The organism is Enterococcus sp. DIV1639a (genome assembly GCF_050530445.1).
In the GTDB taxonomy this organism is placed as follows: domain Bacteria; phylum Bacillota; class Bacilli; order Lactobacillales; family Enterococcaceae; genus Enterococcus_B; species Enterococcus_B hirae.
In genome coordinates, this window is sequence record NZ_CP172886.1 from 1,152,306 (window position 1) to 1,172,278 (window position 19,973).

General features: G+C 38.3%; 19 protein-coding genes, 1 pseudogene and 1 riboswitch. Of the genes and pseudogenes, 16 read left to right on the forward strand and 4 right to left on the reverse strand.

Annotation, left to right across the window (positions count from 1 at the left end):
- Nucleotides 1-17 precede the first annotated feature (17 nt).
- Entirely contained in the window at nt 18-611 is a 594-nt protein-coding gene (locus tag IGJ32_RS05245) for an FUSC family protein (RefSeq protein WP_010719400.1), read from the reverse strand.
- A 109-nt stretch (nt 612-720) separates the two neighbouring features.
- Here IGJ32_RS05245 and IGJ32_RS05250 point away from each other — a divergent pair, with 109 nt between their 5' ends.
- A complete protein-coding gene (locus tag IGJ32_RS05250) occupies nt 721-1,674 on the forward strand; it encodes an aromatic acid exporter family protein (RefSeq protein WP_034700359.1) in 954 nt (317 codons plus the stop codon).
- Between the two features lie 111 nt (nt 1,675-1,785).
- Here IGJ32_RS05250 and IGJ32_RS05255 read toward each other — a convergent pair whose 3' ends face one another.
- Nucleotides 1,786-2,739 carry a Gfo/Idh/MocA family protein gene (locus tag IGJ32_RS05255; RefSeq protein ID WP_342082093.1) on the reverse strand — a complete coding sequence of 318 codons (954 nt, stop codon included), beginning with the start codon at nt 2,737-2,739 and terminating at the stop codon, nt 1,786-1,788.
- A gap of 184 nt (nt 2,740-2,923) precedes the next feature.
- Here IGJ32_RS05255 and IGJ32_RS05260 point away from each other — a divergent pair, with 184 nt between their 5' ends.
- The 6 genes from IGJ32_RS05260 (at nt 2,924) to IGJ32_RS05285 (ending at nt 8,077) form a co-directional block, all read left to right on the forward strand.
- Nucleotides 2,924-3,460, forward strand: coding sequence for a hypothetical protein (locus IGJ32_RS05260; RefSeq protein ID WP_014834723.1), 537 nt, complete (start codon nt 2,924-2,926; stop codon nt 3,458-3,460).
- A gap of 14 nt (nt 3,461-3,474) precedes the next feature.
- The gene (locus IGJ32_RS05265) at nt 3,475-4,278 is read left to right on the forward strand and encodes a M15 family metallopeptidase (RefSeq protein ID WP_342082094.1); all 804 of its coding nucleotides are present in this window, start codon (nt 3,475-3,477) and stop codon (nt 4,276-4,278) included.
- Between the two features lie 9 nt (nt 4,279-4,287).
- Nucleotides 4,288-4,905, forward strand: a complete 618-nt coding sequence (locus tag IGJ32_RS05270; protein ID WP_010737427.1) for a glycoside hydrolase family 73 protein — start codon at nt 4,288-4,290, stop codon at nt 4,903-4,905.
- Nucleotides 4,906-4,927: 22 nt separating this feature from the next.
- Complete coding sequence (locus IGJ32_RS05275; protein ID WP_010737428.1) at nt 4,928-5,611, forward strand: hypothetical protein; 684 nt, start codon at nt 4,928-4,930, stop codon at nt 5,609-5,611.
- A gap of 322 nt (nt 5,612-5,933) precedes the next feature.
- Nucleotides 5,934-6,031, forward strand: a riboswitch (purine riboswitch).
- 151 nt (nt 6,032-6,182) lie between these two features.
- Nucleotides 6,183-6,764 carry a xanthine phosphoribosyltransferase gene (locus tag IGJ32_RS05280; RefSeq protein ID WP_010719393.1) on the forward strand — a complete coding sequence of 194 codons (582 nt, stop codon included), beginning with the start codon at nt 6,183-6,185 and terminating at the stop codon, nt 6,762-6,764.
- A gap of 2 nt (nt 6,765-6,766) precedes the next feature.
- Complete coding sequence (locus IGJ32_RS05285) at nt 6,767-8,077, forward strand: nucleobase:cation symporter-2 family protein (RefSeq protein ID WP_010719392.1); 1,311 nt, start codon at nt 6,767-6,769, stop codon at nt 8,075-8,077.
- 203 nt (nt 8,078-8,280) lie between these two features.
- Here IGJ32_RS05285 and IGJ32_RS05290 read toward each other — a convergent pair whose 3' ends face one another.
- On the reverse strand, nt 8,281-9,558 hold the full coding sequence (locus IGJ32_RS05290) for a hypothetical protein (protein WP_207427898.1): 1,278 nt from the start codon (nt 9,556-9,558) through the stop codon (nt 8,281-8,283).
- 381 nt (nt 9,559-9,939) lie between these two features.
- Here IGJ32_RS05290 and IGJ32_RS05295 point away from each other — a divergent pair.
- The 4 genes and pseudogenes from IGJ32_RS05295 to purB all read left to right on the forward strand — a co-directional run.
- Nucleotides 9,940-10,825 (forward strand): annotated as a pseudogene (locus tag IGJ32_RS05295) (transposase); the annotation flags it as partial.
- A 106-nt stretch (nt 10,826-10,931) separates the two neighbouring features.
- Nucleotides 10,932-11,420 carry a 5-(carboxyamino)imidazole ribonucleotide mutase gene (gene purE, locus IGJ32_RS05300; protein ID WP_010719389.1) on the forward strand — a complete coding sequence of 163 codons (489 nt, stop codon included), beginning with the start codon at nt 10,932-10,934 and terminating at the stop codon, nt 11,418-11,420.
- The gene (gene purK / locus IGJ32_RS05305; protein ID WP_172595681.1) at nt 11,413-12,537 is read left to right on the forward strand and encodes a 5-(carboxyamino)imidazole ribonucleotide synthase; all 1,125 of its coding nucleotides are present in this window, start codon (nt 11,413-11,415) and stop codon (nt 12,535-12,537) included. The genes purE and purK overlap by 8 nt, the downstream gene beginning before the upstream one ends.
- A gap of 13 nt (nt 12,538-12,550) precedes the next feature.
- Complete coding sequence (purB, locus tag IGJ32_RS05310; protein WP_342082095.1) at nt 12,551-13,858, forward strand: adenylosuccinate lyase; 1,308 nt, start codon at nt 12,551-12,553, stop codon at nt 13,856-13,858.
- A gap of 156 nt (nt 13,859-14,014) precedes the next feature.
- Here the strand turns inward: purB and IGJ32_RS05315 are convergent, their stop codons facing one another.
- Nucleotides 14,015-14,392: a hypothetical protein gene (locus tag IGJ32_RS05315; RefSeq protein WP_010737435.1), complete on the reverse strand. Its 378-nt coding sequence runs from the start codon at nt 14,390-14,392 to the stop codon at nt 14,015-14,017.
- Nucleotides 14,393-14,653: 261 nt separating this feature from the next.
- On the opposite strand from IGJ32_RS05315, the gene purC reads away from it, so the two are divergent.
- The 5 genes from purC to purF are packed head-to-tail and all read left to right on the forward strand — an operon-like array spanning nt 14,654 to nt 19,963.
- Nucleotides 14,654-15,370, forward strand: coding sequence for a phosphoribosylaminoimidazolesuccinocarboxamide synthase (gene purC / locus IGJ32_RS05320; RefSeq protein WP_053766392.1), 717 nt, complete (start codon nt 14,654-14,656; stop codon nt 15,368-15,370).
- A gap of 14 nt (nt 15,371-15,384) precedes the next feature.
- The gene (gene purS / locus IGJ32_RS05325; RefSeq protein WP_010719384.1) at nt 15,385-15,639 is read left to right on the forward strand and encodes a phosphoribosylformylglycinamidine synthase subunit PurS; all 255 of its coding nucleotides are present in this window, start codon (nt 15,385-15,387) and stop codon (nt 15,637-15,639) included.
- A 1-nt stretch (nt 15,640) separates the two neighbouring features.
- Nucleotides 15,641-16,312: a phosphoribosylformylglycinamidine synthase subunit PurQ gene (gene purQ / locus IGJ32_RS05330; protein ID WP_240273955.1), complete on the forward strand. Its 672-nt coding sequence runs from the start codon at nt 15,641-15,643 to the stop codon at nt 16,310-16,312.
- A 1-nt stretch (nt 16,313) separates the two neighbouring features.
- Nucleotides 16,314-18,536: a phosphoribosylformylglycinamidine synthase subunit PurL gene (gene purL, locus IGJ32_RS05335; protein WP_373169165.1), complete on the forward strand. Its 2,223-nt coding sequence runs from the start codon at nt 16,314-16,316 to the stop codon at nt 18,534-18,536.
- Entirely contained in the window at nt 18,521-19,963 is a 1,443-nt protein-coding gene (gene purF / locus IGJ32_RS05340; RefSeq protein WP_034700370.1) for an amidophosphoribosyltransferase, read from the forward strand. Before purL ends, purF begins: the two co-directional genes overlap by 16 nt.
- Nucleotides 19,964-19,973 lie beyond the last annotated feature (10 nt).

Sequence of the window (19,973 nt, forward strand, 5' to 3'; positions counted from 1 at the left end):
GTTTGTTTATTTATGTATTAGCTATTTTTGTGTTTTTTGATCTGTTCTTCGACTTCTGCCAAATTTTCTCTAAGCAACGCTTCTTTTTTTTGCAGCTCAACTAAGTCTTCTACAAGCTCTTCTTTCTTTTCTGTCTCAGGTGGACGGAGAAAGAAATTGATTCCGATGGCGATAAAGGTTCCAATGAATGTGTCTAAGACTCGTTGGATCGCATATAAAGAGGATTCGCCTTGAGGAACGCTCAGGGCAATCAACAACAAAGTGGCGATTGCTGAGATGATCCCAGAATTATTATTGATTCCGTCAGATACCACGATGACGATGACCACTAGAACCGGCAGCAGAAATAATTCCACTAAAAAATCATTGTGAAAATAGTTCTTTACTAAAAAATAGATGATTCCGAGAAAGCCGCCGATTGAATTGCCAATGATTCTTGAACGACCAAAGGAAACAGTAGTGGTTAAATCTTGGCGCAAGGAAAAAACAGCTGACAATGCAGCAATCATCGGTAGTCCTCGATCAGTGACGTGGAAAAATAAAATACATAAAAAAACTGCTAATGCGCTTTTTATTGTTCGCATTCCTAAACGAAAACGGCCAAATTCCATCGCTTATTCTCCTTTTAGTCCTTTTTAATAGGATAACGAACTTTTAAAGAGATTGCTAGTTTTTAGCTAAGTCTTTTAGTATAATTCTAAGAAAAGAGAGGGGTTGCTTATGCGTATCGGAATGAGGACCGTGAAAACAGTGGTTAGTAGTATGTTGTCCATGGTTACCGCCCAAATGTTTTCATTATTGTTTTGGCCTTCAGCAGGAATCATTGCTTTGTTAAGTGTGGGCAACACGAAACGTTCAACTTTAAGAACTGGGATGTTAAGGATTGCGGCATTTATTTTAGCGACTGTGATTGCTTTTATTAGTTTTTTTATTTTTGATTATACGATCTTGGGGTTTGGCTTATTCCTACTACTGTTTATTCCTCTGACTGTTGGGTTAAAATTGACGGATGGAATTGTCGTAAATTCTGTGCTAGTCACACACTATTTAAGTGAAAAAAATATGAGTTGGTCGTTGATCGGTAATGCAGCAAGTTTAATGGCTATCGGTGTTTTTTTTGCACTAGTAGCGAATATCTATATGCCGGATATCAAAAAACAGCTACAAAAAAATCAACAATTGATCGAAGAAGAGTTTCGTATCATTTTAAACAACATGGCTGATTTCCTACTGACTGGAAGAAATACCAACAATCAACTGCTTTGTGATAAATTGTTGGCTTTCGTAAGAGAAAGTCAGAGCGATGCTAGGAAGTACCAAGAGAATTACTGGGTGAAACAAACGCAATACTATGAAACGTATTTTTCAATGCGTCGAACCCAAATCAACGTGATCAAAGATATGCAGGGGAATCTGGATCGAATCCAAGACCCGGTTCCTTATGGCAAGCATATTTACGGCTTGTTGGTTTATACTGCAGAAACTTTTTCTGAAAAGAATGATGGGAAAGAATTATTGAAGCGGATTGAAGAAGTCTACGAACTATATCGGGACATGGCTATGCCCAAAGAACGTTTAGAATTTGAAGATCGAGCAGAATTGTTTCAATTTTTGCAATCCTTTAAGAGCTTTATTGAAATCAAAGCGGAATTTTCGCAACAATCGATTGGTTAAATTATTCAGTTCAATGAATGAAATAAAGAGAAGCTGTTTAAGCATTGGGGATGTCTCCGTTGCTTAAACAGCTTTTCATGTTTAGAAAAATTCCAGCTTATTTCAAGGAGCTTATTTTTGCCAAAGTTTTTGCATCCCATCAAGGATCTCGATGACATCGTGGGTCAGAAACAACGAACGGTTAGGGAGTTCGCCTTTAATAGTTTTGACCATATTTTCGATTTCATAATTCATGGCTTGCGCGGTGCTGCCGCTTTCGATCCATTCTTTTGTCCCGTCATTGAAGATGATCTCCGCACGATCCGCACGAGGGTAATCGGTGATGGTGATATAGCCCTCTTCAAAGGCAACGATTCCCACTTTAGGCATTTTGGCTTGGAAAGTCAGACTGATCGTTGCTAACTCATTTTCTTTATTCCTTAAAATAGTCACTGACTGTTCATCCACACCTGTTTCAAATGGTACCATTGTTGATGCAATAACTTCTGGTTGAGAGCTCAAAAAGAAACGAGCAAACGAGACGGCATATGTCCCAATATCTAATAAAGCACCACCAGCTAATTCAGGATTGAAAAAGCGATTGGTTGGGTCGGGATCTTTATAGCTGCCAAATGGTGCTTGAATCATTTTTAATGCCCCAAGCTTGTTTGTATCGATCAAAGAACGTAACTGTTGATACAATGGCATATTGAAAATCGTCATCGCTTCTGCTAACACTAGATTCTTTTCTTCTGCTAATCTCATTGCTTCGGTCAGTTCTTTTTTATTCATGGTGATCGCTTTTTCACATAAAACATGCTTATTCGCTGCTAATGCTTCCATGATATGTTGACTATGTTGACGATTGGGAACGGCAATATAAATAATATCGATTTCTTGGTCATTAAGCATTTCTTGATAACTACCATATGCTTTAGGAATATGATAGCGTTGTGCAAATGCTTCTGCTTTATCTATTGTTCGTGAAGCAACTGCTACCAACTCGCTTGTTTTTTGGTCAAAATGTTCCGCAAACTCATGTGCAATATTTCCTAAGCCAATGATTCCCCATTGATACTTTTTCATACTTCAAAACTCCTTCTCGTGTTATATTTAATATAGTGAATGAAATGAAAAAATGCCATTGTCCTTGTTTAATTATACCAAATGAATCGTTAAAATTTGTGTTAGAGTACTTTAATAAGAAAAAGTAAAGCCGTAGTGAATTTTTTTTGAAATTTAAGTAAAATGAGTAGAGGGGGAAACTTTTATGCATCAAGTTTATGTTGATTTAATTCTTAGTGTATTACTGGAACAGTACGCAACAGAAAAGAATTTTTTAGAGGACTATTTAGTAATTGACGAAGCGCAGTGGGAAGGCTGGAAACGAGGAGAGAAGAACCTTCCATCTGAAACCATGCAGAAAATCAAAAACCTGTTTACTGATTATGAATGGATGCTTACGCAAAAGATTTTACGACAAACGATCATTTTCCCTGAAAAAAGGACGACTGCAGTGGCAGAGTATAAACAAATCAAAACGAGAATCGCTCAAAAATGGTTAACGGATGGTCCTGCCAAAGTCGAATTGATTCCATTAAAAAACGATCAATATCTTACAGGGTTCCTTGACTTGAAGGTAAGTATTAATTATGATGAATGGGGTTATGACGACATCTTGAACTTTCGATTACCTGCAGACGTTCAAAGACAGATCGAAGGCGAGAAATTGGAACTGTTGGATTGGGTAAACGAGAATTTAGAAGAAACCTATGTTCATGAAAAAAATGAACATAAAAAGGAATGAGAGGATTTTTAAGAGTGAATAAAGTTTTAGGGTTTGGAGCAGTTGTGATCATGGTTGTCGCAATGGGGTACATCTTTGTAAGCGAGCAACACATGAAATCTGACGTCCAAGCAGAAAATCAAACAACTGAACAAGTAACCAAACAGACAACAAAGAGTTCCAAAGAAACTAAAGTGAAGGATTCTACCAAAAAAAGTGAAGATTTACCAAAGGTTCAACCGACCGATTGGGATCTTGTCTTGGTAGGACCTGATCATAAAATCGAAAAAGAAATCAATGAAGACACGCAGCTGGCATCACTGCCCAATGGTTATTTGATCGATAAACGTATCGTATCCCATTATGAAGATTTTGCCAAAGCAGCACAATCTGCAGGGTTTCCTTTAGTGATGGTCTCCGCATATCGTTCGGTTGCAGCACAGCAACAGGTGTTTACACAAAATGTCCAAGAAGTGATGAGTAGTCAACACGTTTCAGAGGAAGAGGCGACAGCAATCACGAAACAAACAATCACCGTCCCTGGACATAGCGAACATCATACAGGCTTAGCGGTCGATGTAGTGGATGAAAATTGGTATAATAATTATCCTTCACAGCTTTTAGAGGCAAGTTATGGAGATCAACCAGGGGCAAAATGGATTGCTGAAAATGCGCCTAAATATGGATTTATCATACGTTATCCTAAAGATCGTCAAGATATCACAAAAATCACGTATGAACCATGGCACCTACGTTATGTTGGAGAAGAAAGTGCGGCCTATATTTCGAAACATGATATCACATTAGAAGAATACTTAGAACAATTACAAAAGAAATAGGAGTAGTGAATGGCCAAAAAAAAATGGAAGAAACAAAAACGTAATTCATTACGCTTGATTGCTGTGATTTTTGGTGGAATATTGTTGATGATAGCTTTTGTTCTCTCTTTACGAGGGTTGTCAGCGCCTCTTGTTGGGCAAGAACAGAATAACAATGAGGCACAAACACATCAACAATTTATTGATCGATTAGCTCCTCATGCGAAAGAATTACAAACCGGCTATGGCGTTCTCCCAAGTATCATTTTAGGTCAGGCAATTCTTGAATCAAACTGGGGCGAGAGTACGTTAGCCAGTCAATACAATAATCTTTTTGGAATTAAAGCATATGGTGATCAAAAAAAGGTCAATTTAGAAACAAAGGAATTTGTGAATGAAGAATGGGTCACGATCCAAGGAGATTTTCGTGTGTATGATTCATGGGAACAATCGATGGACTCTCACACACAACTTTTTGTGAATGGGGTAGATTGGAATCCAGCATTATATGAAAAAGTGATCACGGCTACGAACTATCGTGAAGCTGCCCAAGCACTGCAAGACGCAGGCTACGCAACTGACCCTTCCTACGCACAAAAAATTATCCAAGTCATTGAAACCTATCACTTGGATCAATATGATCAATAACTATGAAAAAGGGAGTGGCAAGATGGCAGAGCAATTTACCCCTGAAATTATGACCGAGCTACGAAAAGATATCGTTAGAGTACCTGAGGTCATTATGGAGGCAAGTGGTATTAAGATTTTTGGAAAACTGATCCGATCGATTATTTTTACTACTGATATAGCAATTGTCCGTAATACAAATGCAAATGCCGTGATTGCTGTGTACCCATTTACTCCGCATCCTGCAATCACTAAAAGTATTATCGAAGCAGCAGACATTCCAGTATTTTCAGGTGTTGGCGGAGGTCTAACGCAAGGTACGCGCTCTTCTTACATGAGCTTATTCGCTGAAGCGCAAGGATCGTTAGGAGTCGTTTTAAATGCACCCACACCACTTGAAACAGTTCAAGAAGTTTGTCGTGCAGTGGATATCCCAGTGATTAGTACAGTGACATCGAAATATACAGAAATCGATGAAAAATTGGCAGCAGGTATTACGATCATCAATATCAGTGCAGGGAAAGAAACAACTGAAACGGTAAAATTTTTCCGAGAAAAGTATCCGGAACTACCGATTATTGCTACTGGTGGTCCAACAGATCAAAGCATCTTGGATACGATCAAAGCTGGAGCGAACGCTATTACCTATACTCCTCCAAGTAACGGGGAATTATTTAGTCGTAAAATGGAAAAGTATCGACAACTTGAAAAGCAAGAGGAATCATAAAAATCAAAAACAAGTCAAAAAAGAGAAAAAATCGTGGCACTCACGTAAATTCTCTTTTTTCTCTTTATTTCTGTCAGAAATACCGAACAACCTTGCAGAATGAGATCAAAAATATTAGATTTTAGAAAAAAATAGTGAAAGTTGGTTGTCACTTTCTGAAACAGATGTTAAACTGTTTTCATCGTTTGGAACAAAAGCTAACATTAAAAGTGCCAAACAACGATTATGAATGCTTGAATCAATCAAACATATTTTATTAAAGCTACTTCTAGACTACTTGAGCAAAATAGATCACTATTTTGTTTCTTAAGAGGATCGAAGGAACGTAGTGATATAGCCCACTTATATATCGTCATGATAAGGATGACAGTTTCTAGCCAGCACCGTAAATGCTGGACTATAAGTGAAAGAGTGTCTTGCACCCTTTTTACTTATTTAGTAAAAGGGTTTTTTTGTTTAAAAAGCAGGCATTTTTGCGTATTTCGCACGAGCTTGAAACCTTGAAAGGGTGATCCATGAGGTCGAATAGTGGTTAGCTTTGATATCAATAAATGAAAAAGGGGAAAATAAAGTGAAAGAATTAGTGGAACGTATTCAAAAAGATGGCCGTGTGCTAGGTGAAGGCGTCTTAAAAGTAGATAGCTTTGTGACGCATCAAGTGGATCCGGTATTAATGGAACAAATAGGCCAACGATTTGCGGAAGTTTTCAAAGATCAAGGAATCACTAAAGTGGTAACGATTGAAGCTTCTGGAATTGCACCAGCTTTATTTGTGGCACAGACATTAAATGTACCAATGATTTTTGCCAGAAAAGCCAAAAGCTTGACGATGGATGAAGAATTGTTGACTACTTCTGTTTATTCCTTTACAAAACAAGTGACTAGTACGATTTCTATCTCTCGTAAATTTTTATCTGCAGAGGACAAGGTTTTAATCATTGATGATTTCTTAGCGAACGGTCAAGCGGCGAAAGGGTTGGTTGAATTGTGCCGCCAAGCAGGTGCAGGAGTCGAAGGAATCGGCATCCTGATTGAAAAATCGTTCCAAGATGGCCGTCAGCTATTAGAAGAAATGGGCTTGAAAGTTGTTTCATTGGCACGAATTGCGGCATTATCCAACGGACAAGTTGAATTTCTTGAGGAGGATGCATAAAGGTGGAGAAAGAAACAAAAAATGGCCAAGCCGCAGTATTAGGTTTACAACATCTCTTAGCAATGTATGCTGGGGCAGTTGCTGTTCCTTTGCTGATCGGTACGGGACTAGGGTTTAATCAAGAGCAAATGACGTACTTGATCTCGATTGATATTTTTATGTGTGGCTTAGCAACATTATTACAATTGACGGTTAATCGTTTTTTTGGTATTGGGTTGCCAGTTGTTTTAGGTTGTGCTATTCAAGCAGTTGCACCACTGATCCTTATTGGGAGCGACCAAGGTGTTGGGGCAATTTATGGTTCGATTATCGCTTCTGGTATTTTTGTTGTTTTAGTGTCTGGATTTTTCTCAAAGATCAAACGATTATTTCCGCCGATCGTGACTGGGACGGTCATTACCGTGATTGGGTTGACGTTGATTCCAGTTGCAATCGAAAAAATGGGCGGTGGCGATTCATCTGCGACTAATTTTGGAAATCAAACCAATTTATTGCTAGCTTTCGTTACAATTGCACTGATCGTCGGAGTACAAATGTTAGCTAAAGGGTTTGTTCGCTCGATTGCTGTACTGATCGGTTTAGTTGGCGGGAGTATTTTAGCTGCTGTACTGGGAATGGTGGATTTAAGTGCGATTGGTCAAGCACCTGTTTTTCACGTGCCTCAACCTTTTTATTTTGGAAAACCAACTTTTGATGTCTGGTCGATATTGTTGATGATCATTATTTCTATTGTGAGTATGGTAGAGTCAACAGGTGTTTACTTTGCGCTAGGGGATATCACTGGACAAAAAGTGGGAGAAGAAGAATTGAAAAAAGGCTATCGTGCCGAAGGTCTGGCGGTTATTTTAGGTGGGATTTTCAATACATTCCCTTACACTGGTTTTTCTCAAAATGTTGGGCTAGTCCAACTTTCAGGTATCAAGACAAGAAAGCCAATTTATTTCTCTGCAATTTTTTTGATTATTCTTGGATTATTTCCTAAAATAGGTGCTTTGGCACAAATCATTCCAGAGCCAGTTCTAGGTGGCGGCATGTTAGTCATGTTTGGGATGGTTGCTGTTCAAGGTATTCGGATGTTGATGGAAGTTGATTTTACGAATGACAAAAATCTCTTGATTACTGCTGTTTCGATTGGTTTTGGCTTAGGATTCAATATTATGCCGACTTTATTTAGCCAATTACCCCCAACAGTTCAAATGTTTACGGGGAATGGGATTGTCATGAGTAGCGTGACAGCGATCGTTTTGAATCTTATTTTTAACGGGTTGAAAAAAGATGAAGAGATTATTGAAGAAGCATTAGCAAAAAAATAACTTGAATCGTCCTAAAAATGAGACTGAGACAAAAGTAACATCTTCGAAAAATAAGCAGGGATTGACCAAAAAGTTGAAAAGCAAATTTTGGAAATTCCTGCTTATTTCTTGACGCTAAATACCTTTGTCTCAACCTCGTTCTAGTTTATTTCTTTATGTATACGCTAAAATCAATATTCTATACTTATTATATGCTATTTATGCTATGCAAAAGAGGAACCTCGCTCTGATTTATCTGGTTGTTTACTTTTTTCAGTTTGTTTCCCTTGACTTACAATTTCACTTTGTTTTTCCTTCGCACTATCTTTTAGATCAATAAATGTACTTTGCCCCCTCATTGTTGCAAATTCCTTTTTTTGGTCAGCTAAATTTTGAACTATTTTTATTGAATTATTAATTTTTTCCGAAAGTATTTTATTCGAATTTTCTAAGTTTGTCAAATCATCCTTGAATTTGGGATCAATTTGTTGGGTTACTTGTGTATTTTTAGATAAATGATTCACCTCATTCATCAAAGTTTTGAGATTCGTTTTTAAAGCATTAAGCTCAGCATGTTTTTCTTGACTTATGGGTAACATTTTATCTATTGCTGCTTCACTCTCCATTATATATGCTGCTTTATCTACAGATATCGTACTCAATTGTTTAGTATACATTGCTATATTTTGATCTTTTGTGTTTAACTTTTTCGTTAAATCTCTCTTCTCGCCTGTAAAATACACTATAATTTTATTGAAAAATGACGAATTATCTATTTCATTTATTTGATTTTTTATGTTCTCTCGTTTCTCTTTTTCATTACTTAATTTATCTTGGATGCTAGTCACTTTTTTATCTAACTGGGACATTTTATGTTTATTATCTTTAACATACTGCACAGTGTTTGTGATTTCCTCAAATTGGTTTTCTTTGAGTTTTTCATTTTTATCAGGGCTGTTAGTCGTTAAGTTATTGTATTCTACTTCTAACTGGTTGTTTGACTCTTTAAAATTGTCCATATACACCTTAATTTTTTTATCATCAGGTTCTCCTCTTTGTTCTCTCTTTGCTTGTAACATGCCCAAATTAGCCGTTGCTTGTTCTGCCTCTTTCGCTTGTTGCTGTCGTTGTACTTTGGGTTTATTTATGTTTTCCATATGATTGTATCTGTTTTTGGCATATTTAAGTTTTTCTGATATTTTTAATGCTTCATTGCCAAAAGGATCGGATATTCGAGCATGCTGCATTTCCAATTTATACACTTGTACTTTTGCTTCATCTATTTCTTTTGCGCTAAATGCTGGTTGATCCTTTTCTTCTTGATGATGACTTTTCATATATTCCAAGCATTTATTTTCTTTTTCGTAGTTTTCTTTCGCCACTTTGCTCGCTGATGAATATTCATGTTTCACATTAAGGGCGTGTTTTGCTTTTTCAGTTATTTTTCTTTGACTGTTAATCTCATCTTTTGTAAAGTAAAACCCTTCATACCATTCTTTCATCTCTTCACTCCTCTATTTTTATTCATAGTTCAATCTTAACACGTTAAGGTTATTGTTATATTCTAATAATTTCTTTTGTTAGGAAAAGATGAAAAACTACTCTTTTCTTCTACTTGTATAATGGATAATTACATAAATCTATACAAAGGATATGATAGTTCCCACGAAATTTATTGTTTCCATTTACAAAAACATACTAAGATTAGAGAGTGGGACAATAGTCAGAAAAAATCTGATTATTGTCCCATTTTATTTTGATTTTAAGGCACACAAAAAGCACACAACCTTGTATGATTCAAGTGCTTAAACAAAAATCAAAGGAGTGTGCTTTATGTTTAAAAATAATACCATCAATTAAACAACTTTACCACTAGATGTAGAACATTTACTGATGCCGCCTTTATGCGGATGAAAGACGATTATATGCGAAATGGACAGCTCAAACCAGGTTATCATTTACAAATCACCACCGAAAATCAGTATGTTTTGAGCTATGAATTATTTTCGAATCCCACAGACACCAAAACATTGAAGCCATTTTTAGATAGTTTTTTAGACCAACATAAGGAGTTGCCGGAGTACATTGTGGCAGATGCAGGGTATGGTAGCGAAGAAATTTACATGTATATCAACGATGTTTTACATAAAACCCCCTTGATTACCTATGGAAGTTACCACAAAGAAAATAAAAAGAAGGACAAGGAGAATCCGTTTAACGTGGAGAATTGGCGTTATTTTGAAGAACAAGACACCTATATTTGCCCAGCGAATCGTCCGGTACCGTTCAAAAATTATAGTCGCAGAATAGATAAAGGTGGCTTTATTCAAGATTTCAAAATCTATGAATGTGAGGATTGTCGGAACTGTCCAGTCCGTCGTTAATGTACGCGTGCGAAAAGTGAACAAAAGCGAAAAATTCAAGTAAATAATAATTGGCGCTATTTCAAAGCAGAATGCAGAAAAAAGCTTCTAGAGGAGAAAGCTGGTTCGATTTATCGGAAACGAAAAATGGATGTCGAACCCGCGTTCGGATATCTGAAGGCTCACTTGGCGTTCCATCGTTTCCATTTACGTGGAAAACATGGAGCAACGATTGGTATTGGTTTGGCACTGATGGCATTAAATTTAAGAAAATTAGGAAAATATATGGAGAGGAAAGTGCGCATAACAAAAAATAAGTTCGATTTTGACAATAAACATCAAAATCGAACTTATTTTCTTTTTGAGAAAGAACGATTGTCTCACTCTCGTTTTTTCGCTGATATAAATAACGAACATTAAAGATGAAAATCTTTATAATATTCGAAAATTCTTTGACATCAAAAAAACCGATTGCTAAAATATGAATGTGAAAGTAGAGAAAGGAGAAATGTATGACAATCAAGGTTGCAGTAATTATGGGGAGTACATCTGATTGGGAAACGATGAAAAATACTTGCGAGATTCTAGAAGAGTTTGAGGTGGCTTATGAAAAGAAAGTCGTCTCTGCGCATCGTACACCTGATTTGATGTTTCAGTATGCCAAAGAAGCACGAGCAAGGGGAATCAAAGTGATCATTGCCGGAGCAGGTGGAGCCGCTCATCTGCCAGGAATGGTGGCTTCTCAAACAACCTTACCAGTAATTGGCGTTCCGGTACAAACACGAACATTGAACGGATTAGATTCGCTGTTATCTATTGTCCAGATGCCTGGTGGTGTTCCTGTGGCAACGACGGCGATTGGAAAAGCGGGGGCAATTAACGCTGGACTACTTGCGGTTGAGATGCTTTCAATGTATGATTTAAAGTTGGAGGCTAAGTTAGCGAAAAGACGGTTAATGTTAGCTGAAACTGTGATAGAAAGTAGTGATCAACTTGGTTAAACCTTTGTTGCCTGGATCAACGATCGGAATTGTCGGTGGCGGACAATTAGGACGGATGATGGCGATCAGTGCAAAAGAAATGGGCTTTAAAGTCGGGGTTCTTGATCCTGTAACGAATTGTCCAGCAGCTCAAGTAGCTGATTGGTATATTCAAGGAACATACGATGATACTTTTGCATTGGAAGAACTTGCTAGACGAACAGATGTTATCACGTATGAATTTGAAAACGTCAGTGTGGAAGCATTAAATGCCATTTCTTCTATGTCGTTTATTCCTCAAGGAACTGATTTATTAGCGATCACCCAAGATCGTCTTTTAGAAAAATCTTTTTTAGAAACGAATAATATCGTTATTGCTCCTTATGCGACAATTGTAAGTCCAACCGATATTCAAGATGCCATTGATGGTATTGGTTATCCTTGTGTGTTGAAAACGACACGAGGTGGATATGACGGCAAGGGACAATACGTCTTGAAAAGTCGGGCAGACCTTGCGCCAGCAATGGATTTACTAAGGGAAGGGACCTGTGTATTGGAAGCATGGATTCCCTTTGAAAAAGAAATCTCGATCTTAGTTGCTGGAAACGGACAAGGGGATTATAGTACATTTCCAGTGGTCGAAAATATCCACCGTAACAACATTTTACATGAAACGATTGCACCAGCAGCAATCGCTGATGAGGTTGTTGAAGAAGCAGAGCGGATCGCTCGAGTCATCGCTGAAGGAATGAGCTTATCTGGCGTACTTTGCATTGAAATGTTTTTAACAAAAACTGGTGGTTTATATGTGAATGAATTAGCACCACGACCTCACAACTCGGGACATTACTCCATTGAAGCATGCTCGATGAGTCAATTTGATGCCCATATTCGGGGAATATGTGGTTGGCCATTAAGTAAAAAAGTCCGTTTATTGAGTGAGGCAGTGATGGTCAATGTATTGGGCGAGCAGTTATTAGAAAGCTATCATTTGATCGATAAAAAACCAGATTGGCAATTTCATTTTTATGGGAAAGCACAAGCGAAAAAGGGTCGTAAAATGGGGCATATTACTATCGTAACTGAAGACATTCAACAAACTTTGGATGAAATAAAGAAAACCAATATTTGGGATTAAAGGAGAAAAATTGATGTTAGAACGTTATACACGACCTGAAATGGGCAATATCTGGACAGAACAAAACAAATACCAAGCTTGGCTGGAGGTAGAAATTTTAGCTGACGAAGCATGGTCAGAATTAGGAGAAATTCCTAAAGAAGATGTCAAAAAAATTCGTGAACATGCATCTTTTGATATTGAACGTATTTTGGAAATTGAAAAGGAAACACGTCACGACGTTGTTGCCTTTACTCGAGCAGTTTCTGAAACATTAGGCGAAGAACGTAAGTGGGTCCACTACGGCTTAACGAGTACTGATGTCGTGGATACAGCTTATGGCTATCAAATCAAACAAGCAAATGATCTTTTACGAGATGATTTGAAACGTTTTACGGCAATTATTGGTGAAAAAGCTAAAGAACATAAGTACACAGTGATGATGGGAAGAACGCATGGCGTTCATGCTGAACCAACGACATTTGGCTTGAAATTAGCTACTTGGTATTCAGAAATGAAACGAAATATTGAACGTTTTGAGCATGCAGCCAAAGGTGTTGAAGCAGGTAAGATATCAGGAGCGGTAGGAACATTTGCGAACATTCCGCCATTTATTGAAGAATATGTGTGTGAAAAATTAGGGATTCGTCCGCAAGAGATCTCTACGCAAGTGCTCCCACGTGATCTCCACTCAGAGTACTTTGCGACTATGGCATTGATTGCTACCAGCATCGAACGTTTTGCAACAGAAATCCGTGGTTTGCAAAAATCAGAAACGAGAGAAGTAGAAGAGTTCTTCGCTAAAGGACAAAAAGGGTCTTCAGCAATGCCTCATAAAAGAAACCCAATCGGTTCAGAAAACATGGCTGGACTTGCTCGAGTGATTCGTGGTCATATGGTCACAGCCTATGAAAATGTTTCGTTGTGGCATGAAAGAGATATCTCTCATTCGTCAGCAGAACGAATCATTTTACCTGATACAACAATTTTATTGGACTATATGTTGAATCGTTTTGGAAATATCGTAAAAAATCTGACGGTCTTTCCTGAGAATATGAAACGTAACATGGAAGCTACTTTTGGCTTGATCTATAGTCAACGTGTGATGTTGAAACTGATTGACAAAGGTATGACAAGAGAAGAAGCTTACGACTTGGTTCAACCTAAAACAGCTTATGCATGGGATCATCAAGTTCAATTTAGACCTTTACTTGAAGAGGATCCAACGGTTACTTCTGTTTTAACAAAAGAAGAGATCGATGACGCATTTGACTACCATCATCACTTGAAAAATGTGGATGTGATCTTTGACCGTGTTGGTTTAGGAGAAAAAGACAAATAATCAAAATGAGTGGCTTGCTTCGGAATGCTAGAAGCAGCCACTCTTTTACTGAAATGTAATAAAAAAGAACCTTGACACAGATAACTCAACTGGTCGGGGTTCTTTTTAGCTATTTTGATTCATTTCATGATGTTGCTTGATAATAGCATGAGAAAACTATCCGTAAAGGGCTTGAGCGGAATAGTTAAAATGTTTAGTATGAAGCAAACTCAATAATTCTTCGATAAAAGTATAATCAAATTCTTGCTGATCATAAGTGACTTGGATACGATAATGATTTTTGAATAATTTTTGTTCGTGTATCTGACTGATCACGAGTTGATGTTCAGAAAATGTTTGATATTCAAATGTGCGCTTTCGACACTCAGTATGGCGCTTTGCCGCACGACGGATTTTTCTGAAGGTATAAAAACTCGTATCTTTATTACATAAGTAGACATCTTTGATAGACAACAGGTCATTATATAAACGTGACGTTTCCTCGGGCGATAAATCCATTAAAAAACATTGGGCACAAACTGCGGCCTCTTCCATTTCGCTACCTCCTTGAATTCCTTGAATAAATATCCAGAATCATTCTAATCCTACTATAGCATCAATTATTATAGGTGTAAACGCTTATTATTTTTCCAGGGAAGAATTTTTGTATTAAACACGAACATTAGACAATTTTAATGCTATAAATGTACATGTTTTTATTGAACAGGATAAAAACACTTGTTAAAATTTAAAGTGAAAAGACGAACAAAAAAATAATGTTTGTTGTGATCGTCAAGAATTTAAGGAGATGTCGAAATGGAACAGAAAGATTTGCTGTATGAAGGAAAAGCTAAAAAAATGTACCATACTTCAGATGAACAGGTGATTTGGGTGGAATACTTGGACCAAGCTACGGCTTTGAATGGCTTGATGAAAGACCAAGTAAATGGAAAAGGGGAACTGAACAATCAAATCACAAGTAAAGTCTTCCATTATTTATCCGAACAAGGGATTGCCAATCACTTTATCCAACAAATCGGAAAAGACGAACAATTAGTGAAAAAATTAAATATTCTTCCTTTAGAAGTGGTAGTCAGAAATAGTGCAGCTGGTAGTTTTTCAAAACGGTTGGCAATTCCTGAAGGACAAAAATTACCCACACCAATTGTCGAATTTTATTACAAAGACGATCAATTAGATGATCCATTTATCAATGATGAACATGTGCTGTTTTTACAAATTGCAGATGAAGATGAAATTACTGAATTAAAGACACAGGCTAGAAAAATCAATCATTTGTTAATCCAACTATTTGAGAAAATCGATTTACAGTTAATTGATTTCAAACTGGAATTTGGGAAAACAGCTACGGGCGAAATCGTATTAGGAGATGAAATTTCGCCTGACACTTGTCGGTTATGGGATTTGAAAACAAACGAACACATGGACAAAGATGTTTATCGACGAAAAATTGGGGAAATTGTCCCAGTATATCAAGAAGTTTTGACACGTTTAACACAAGTTGGTTTATGAGAGGAGAAAATGAAATGTATTTTGTAAAAGTTTATGTCACCTATAAAGATTCTGTATTAGATCCTCAAGGAGAAGCAGTGAAAAATGCGGTCCATCGTTTGGGATATGAAACTGTTGAAGATATCCGAATCGGTAAATATTTTGAGATCCAAGTTTCAGCAGAAGCAAGCGCAGTAGAGGAAACGATTGAAGGGATTTGTGACAAACTATTAGCTAACGTCAACATGGAAACGTATCGTTATGAAATTGAACAATTGGAGGAAATCTAGCATGAAATTTGCAGTGATTGTCTTTCCTGGTTCGAACTGTGATGCAGATATGTTGTGGGCAATTCGTGACATTATGGAAGTAGAAGCTGAGTATGTTCGTTACGATGAAACCTCTCTACAAGGCTATGACGGCGTATTGCTTCCTGGCGGTTTTTCTTATGGCGATTACTTACGCTGTGGAGCCATTGCGCGTTTTTCAGCTATCATGAAAGAAGTTGTTCGTTTTGCGGAGGAAGGAAAACCAGTCTTTGGTACATGTAATGGGTTTCAGATCCTTACAGAAGCAGGTCTCCTTCCAGGCGTGCTAAGAAAAAATGAGTCTTTGCGCTTCATTTGCAAAACTGTTCCTTTGAAAGTTAACAACCAGACAGCCTTTACTTCGGAGTATGAAACCGATGAAATCATTCAGCTGCCTGTCGCTCATGGCGAAGGAAATTATTTTTGCGATGAGCAAACATTGCAAGAGTTAAAAGCCAATAATCAAATCGTTTTTACTTATGCCGAGAATATCAATGGTAGTGTCGCAAATATTGCAGGGATCACCAATAAAGCAGGAAATGTGCTTGGGATGATGCCTCATCCGGAACGGGCGATGGAGGCGTTACTAGGATCAGAAGACGGAAAACGATTTTTTGCCTCGATGTTAAAAAATTTTGGAAAGGTGACTGCCTAAGATGAAAACACGGAACGAACCAAGTCCCTTAGAGATCAAAGAAAAGAAAATTTATGCTGAATGGGGATTGACAGACGAAGAATATCGAATGATCGAAGAAGATATTTTGGGGAGAATGCCCAATTACACCGAAACAGGTTTGTTTTCAGTCATGTGGAGCGAGCATTGTTCTTACAAAAATTCTAAACCGATTTTACGAAAGTTCCCAACAAGTGGACCGCATGTTCTTCAAGGTCCAGGAGAAGGCGCTGGTATCGTGGATATCGGTGATGGTCAAGCAGTTGTGTTTAAAGCGGAAAGTCATAATCACCCTTCAGCAGTAGAACCTTATGAAGGAGCGGCAACCGGTGTTGGTGGGATCATCCGTGATATTTTCAGTATGGGTGCACGTCCGATTGCTTTACTTGACTCCTTACGTTTTGGCGAGTTAGACCAACCACGAACCAAGTACTTATTGGAAGAAGTAGTCGCAGGGATTTCTGGGTATGGTAATTGTATCGGAATACCGACGGTTGGAGGAGAAGTAGCGTTTGATCCTTGTTATGAAGGGAATCCGTTAGTTAATGCCATGTGCGTAGGGTTGATCGATCACAAAGACATTCAAAAAGGGCAAGCTTCTGGCGTGGGTAATTCGATCATGTATGTCGGTGCGAAAACAGGACGCGACGGCATTCACGGTGCGACTTTTGCTTCAGAAGAGTTCAGTCAAGAAGAAGAACAGCAACGTTCCGCAGTCCAAGTAGGCGATCCTTTTATGGAAAAACTATTACTTGAAGCTTGCTTAGAATTGATCCTGGAATATGCGGACATTTTAGTAGGAATCCAAGACATGGGCGCTGCTGGATTGGTTTCTTCAAGTTCAGAAATGGCATCAAAAGCTGGATCTGGTTTGATTTTGACATTAGACGATGTGCCACAACGAGAAACAAATATGACTCCTTACGAAATGATGCTTTCAGAATCACAGGAACGAATGTTGATTTGTGTAAAAGCTGGGGCAGAGGAAAGAGTCAAAGAATTGTTTAAAAAATATGATTTGGATGCTGTTACGATTGGAGAAGTCACCGATGATGGCTTGTATCGCTTGTACCATCATGGGGAAGAAGTGGCTAACTTACCAGTTGATGCCTTAGCCGAAGATGCACCTGTTTATGAAAAGGCAGTGCAAGAACCCGCTCGAATCGAAAAATTTAAACAGTTAGGGCAATATCAACCAATCATTGAAGATGCAAATCAATTATTGCTAGATTTATTGAAACAACCGACAATAGCTTCAAAACATGCGATTTATGAAACCTATGATTCTCAAGTACAAACCAATACAGTAGTTTCCCCTGGAAGTGATGCTGCCGTATTGCGTATTCGTGGAACTGAAAAAGCAATTGCTATGACGACTGACTGTAATGCCCGCTACCTTTACTTGAATCCTGAGATAGGTGGGCAAATCGCTGTTGCAGAGGCTGCCAGAAACATTGTTGCTAGTGGCGGACGTCCATTGGCGATCACAGACTGCTTGAATTATGGTTCTCCTGATAAACCAGAAGTATTTTGGGAACTGGTCAAATCAGCAGACGGGATTGCCAAAGCATGTGAAGTCTTTGCGACACCTGTGATCTCCGGGAATGTTTCTTTATACAATGAAACGGATGGCAAAGCGATTTATCCTACCCCGATGATCGGCATGGTCGGATTGATCGAAGACCACCAACACATCACCACTCAATCTTTCAAAATGGCGGATGATTTGATTTATCTTGTTGGTGAAACTTATGACGATTTCAATGGTAGTGAATTGCAAAAAATGCAATTAGGAAAAATTGAAGGGGACATCGAGCATTTTGATCTATTGACGGAACAACAAAACCAAGAAAGTCTACTGGCGGCTATTCAAGCAGGAGTGGTAACCAGTGCGCATGATTGTTCGGAAGGCGGTTTGGCTGTGGCGTTGGCTGAAGCAACTTTTGGTACCCAATTGGGATTAGATGTCACAGTAAATCTGACGACAGCACAACTTTTTTCAGAGACACAATCAAGATTTGTGGTCACCATCCTTCCAGAAGATCGTGAGGAATTTGAACGTTTGATGGGCGAAAAAGCAAGTTGTATCGGTAAAGTGACTGAGTCAAGTAATATCCTGATCCAAGCAAGTGATGGGGAAATCCATCTAGCTGTTACAACAGCTAAAAAATGCTGGGAGGACGCAATCGAATGTCTTATGAAGTAAAAAGTTTAAATGAAGAATGTGGGGTGTTTGGTGTCTGGGGACATCAAGAAGCATCTAGCGTAACATATTTTGGGCTTCATAGTCTTCAGCACCGTGGTCAAGAAGGTGCTGGGATCGTTTCAAATGATCAAGGGAAACTATTAGGACACCGGGATCTAGGTTTACTCTCAGAAGTTTTCAAAGATCAAAGAAAGCTAGCTGCACTCTCTGGACAAGCAGCGATTGGACATGTGCGTTATGCTACAGCAGGTAATGGTAGTGTGGACAATATCCAACCCTTTTTATTTAAATTTTATGACCAGTCAATCGGTCTAGCTCACAATGGTAATCTTACGAATGCCCGATCGTTGAGAACGTCATTAGAAAAAGACGGTGCGATTTTCCATTCCAATTCAGATACAGAGATTTTGATGCATTTGATTCGTCGAAGTAAAAAAACAACATTGCTCGATCGTTTAAAAGAAGCATTAAATGAAGTGAAAGGCGGTTTTGCCTATTTGCTTTTAACAGAAGATGCCATGATCGCCGCTCTTGATCCGAATGGTTTTCGACCTTTGGCAATCGGACAAATGAAAAATGGTGCATATGTGATTGCTTCTGAAACTTGTGCACTGGAAGTCATCGGTGCGCGGTTTATTCGAGATGTTCGTCCAGGGGAAGTAGTGATCATTGATGACTCGGGCTATACGATCGATACTTATACGACCGAAACCCAGTTAGCGATTTGTTCCATGGAATATATCTACTTTGCACGACCAGATTCAAATATCGCTGGTGTCAATGTACACACTGCTCGTAAAAATATGGGGAGAAATTTAGCACAGGAAGCGCCAATTGATGCTGACATGGTTGTAGGTGTTCCAAATTCTTCGCTATCAGCAGCCAGTGGCTATGCCGAAGCTAGTGGCATCCCTTATGAGATTGGACTAGTAAAAAATCAATACATTGCCAGAACCTTTATTCAACCTACACCAGCATTAAGGGAACAGGGTGTCAGGATGAAACTTTCGGCTGTCAGAGGAGTTGTTGAAGGCAAACGAATCGTGATGGTGGATGATTCGATCGTTAGAGGAACAACGAGCCGGCGAATCGTACGTCTATTAAAAGAAGCAGGAGCAAAAGAGGTTCATGTACGAATTGCTTCACCACCGTTAAAATATCCTTGTTTTTACGGCATTGATATTCAAACGAGAAAAGAACTAATTGCAGCGAATCATAGTATCGAAGAAATCAGACAATGTATTGAAGCAGATTCATTGGAATTTTTAAGTGAGGATGGGTTGATCCAAGCAATCGGATTAAAAGAAGCAGCTCCTTATTCTGGGTTATGTATGGCTTATTTTAATGGTGATTATCCGACACCTCTATACGACTATGAAGAAAAATACCGTGAATCATTGAAAGAAAAAGTATCTTTTTTTCAATAAAGGAGGAAGT

Excerpts from the sequence above, each read along its gene's own strand:
- purE (WP_010719389.1), top strand. The coding sequence starts at position 10,932 with ATGACAATCAAGGTTGCAGTAATTATGGGGAGTACATCTGATTGGGAA.
- IGJ32_RS05245 (WP_010719400.1), bottom strand. The coding sequence starts at position 611 with ATGGAATTTGGCCGTTTTCGTTTAGGAATGCGAACAATAAAAAGCGCA.
- purB (WP_342082095.1), top strand. The coding sequence starts at position 12,551 with ATGTTAGAACGTTATACACGACCTGAAATGGGCAATATCTGGACAGAA.
- IGJ32_RS05260 (WP_014834723.1), top strand. The coding sequence starts at position 2,924 with ATGCATCAAGTTTATGTTGATTTAATTCTTAGTGTATTACTGGAACAG.
- purF (WP_034700370.1), top strand. The coding sequence starts at position 18,521 with ATGTCTTATGAAGTAAAAAGTTTAAATGAAGAATGTGGGGTGTTTGGT.
- purS (WP_010719384.1), top strand. The coding sequence starts at position 15,385 with ATGTATTTTGTAAAAGTTTATGTCACCTATAAAGATTCTGTATTAGAT.
- IGJ32_RS05315 (WP_010737435.1), bottom strand. The coding sequence starts at position 14,392 with ATGGAAGAGGCCGCAGTTTGTGCCCAATGTTTTTTAATGGATTTATCG.
- IGJ32_RS05290 (WP_207427898.1), bottom strand. The coding sequence starts at position 9,558 with ATGAAAGAATGGTATGAAGGGTTTTACTTTACAAAAGATGAGATTAAC.
- IGJ32_RS05255 (WP_342082093.1), bottom strand. The coding sequence starts at position 2,739 with ATGAAAAAGTATCAATGGGGAATCATTGGCTTAGGAAATATTGCACAT.
- purC (WP_053766392.1), top strand. The coding sequence starts at position 14,654 with ATGGAACAGAAAGATTTGCTGTATGAAGGAAAAGCTAAAAAAATGTAC.
- IGJ32_RS05275 (WP_010737428.1), top strand. The coding sequence starts at position 4,928 with ATGGCAGAGCAATTTACCCCTGAAATTATGACCGAGCTACGAAAAGAT.
- IGJ32_RS05250 (WP_034700359.1), top strand. The coding sequence starts at position 721 with ATGCGTATCGGAATGAGGACCGTGAAAACAGTGGTTAGTAGTATGTTG.
- purL (WP_373169165.1), top strand. The coding sequence starts at position 16,314 with ATGAAAACACGGAACGAACCAAGTCCCTTAGAGATCAAAGAAAAGAAA.
- IGJ32_RS05270 (WP_010737427.1), top strand. The coding sequence starts at position 4,288 with ATGGCCAAAAAAAAATGGAAGAAACAAAAACGTAATTCATTACGCTTG.
- purQ (WP_240273955.1), top strand. The coding sequence starts at position 15,641 with ATGAAATTTGCAGTGATTGTCTTTCCTGGTTCGAACTGTGATGCAGAT.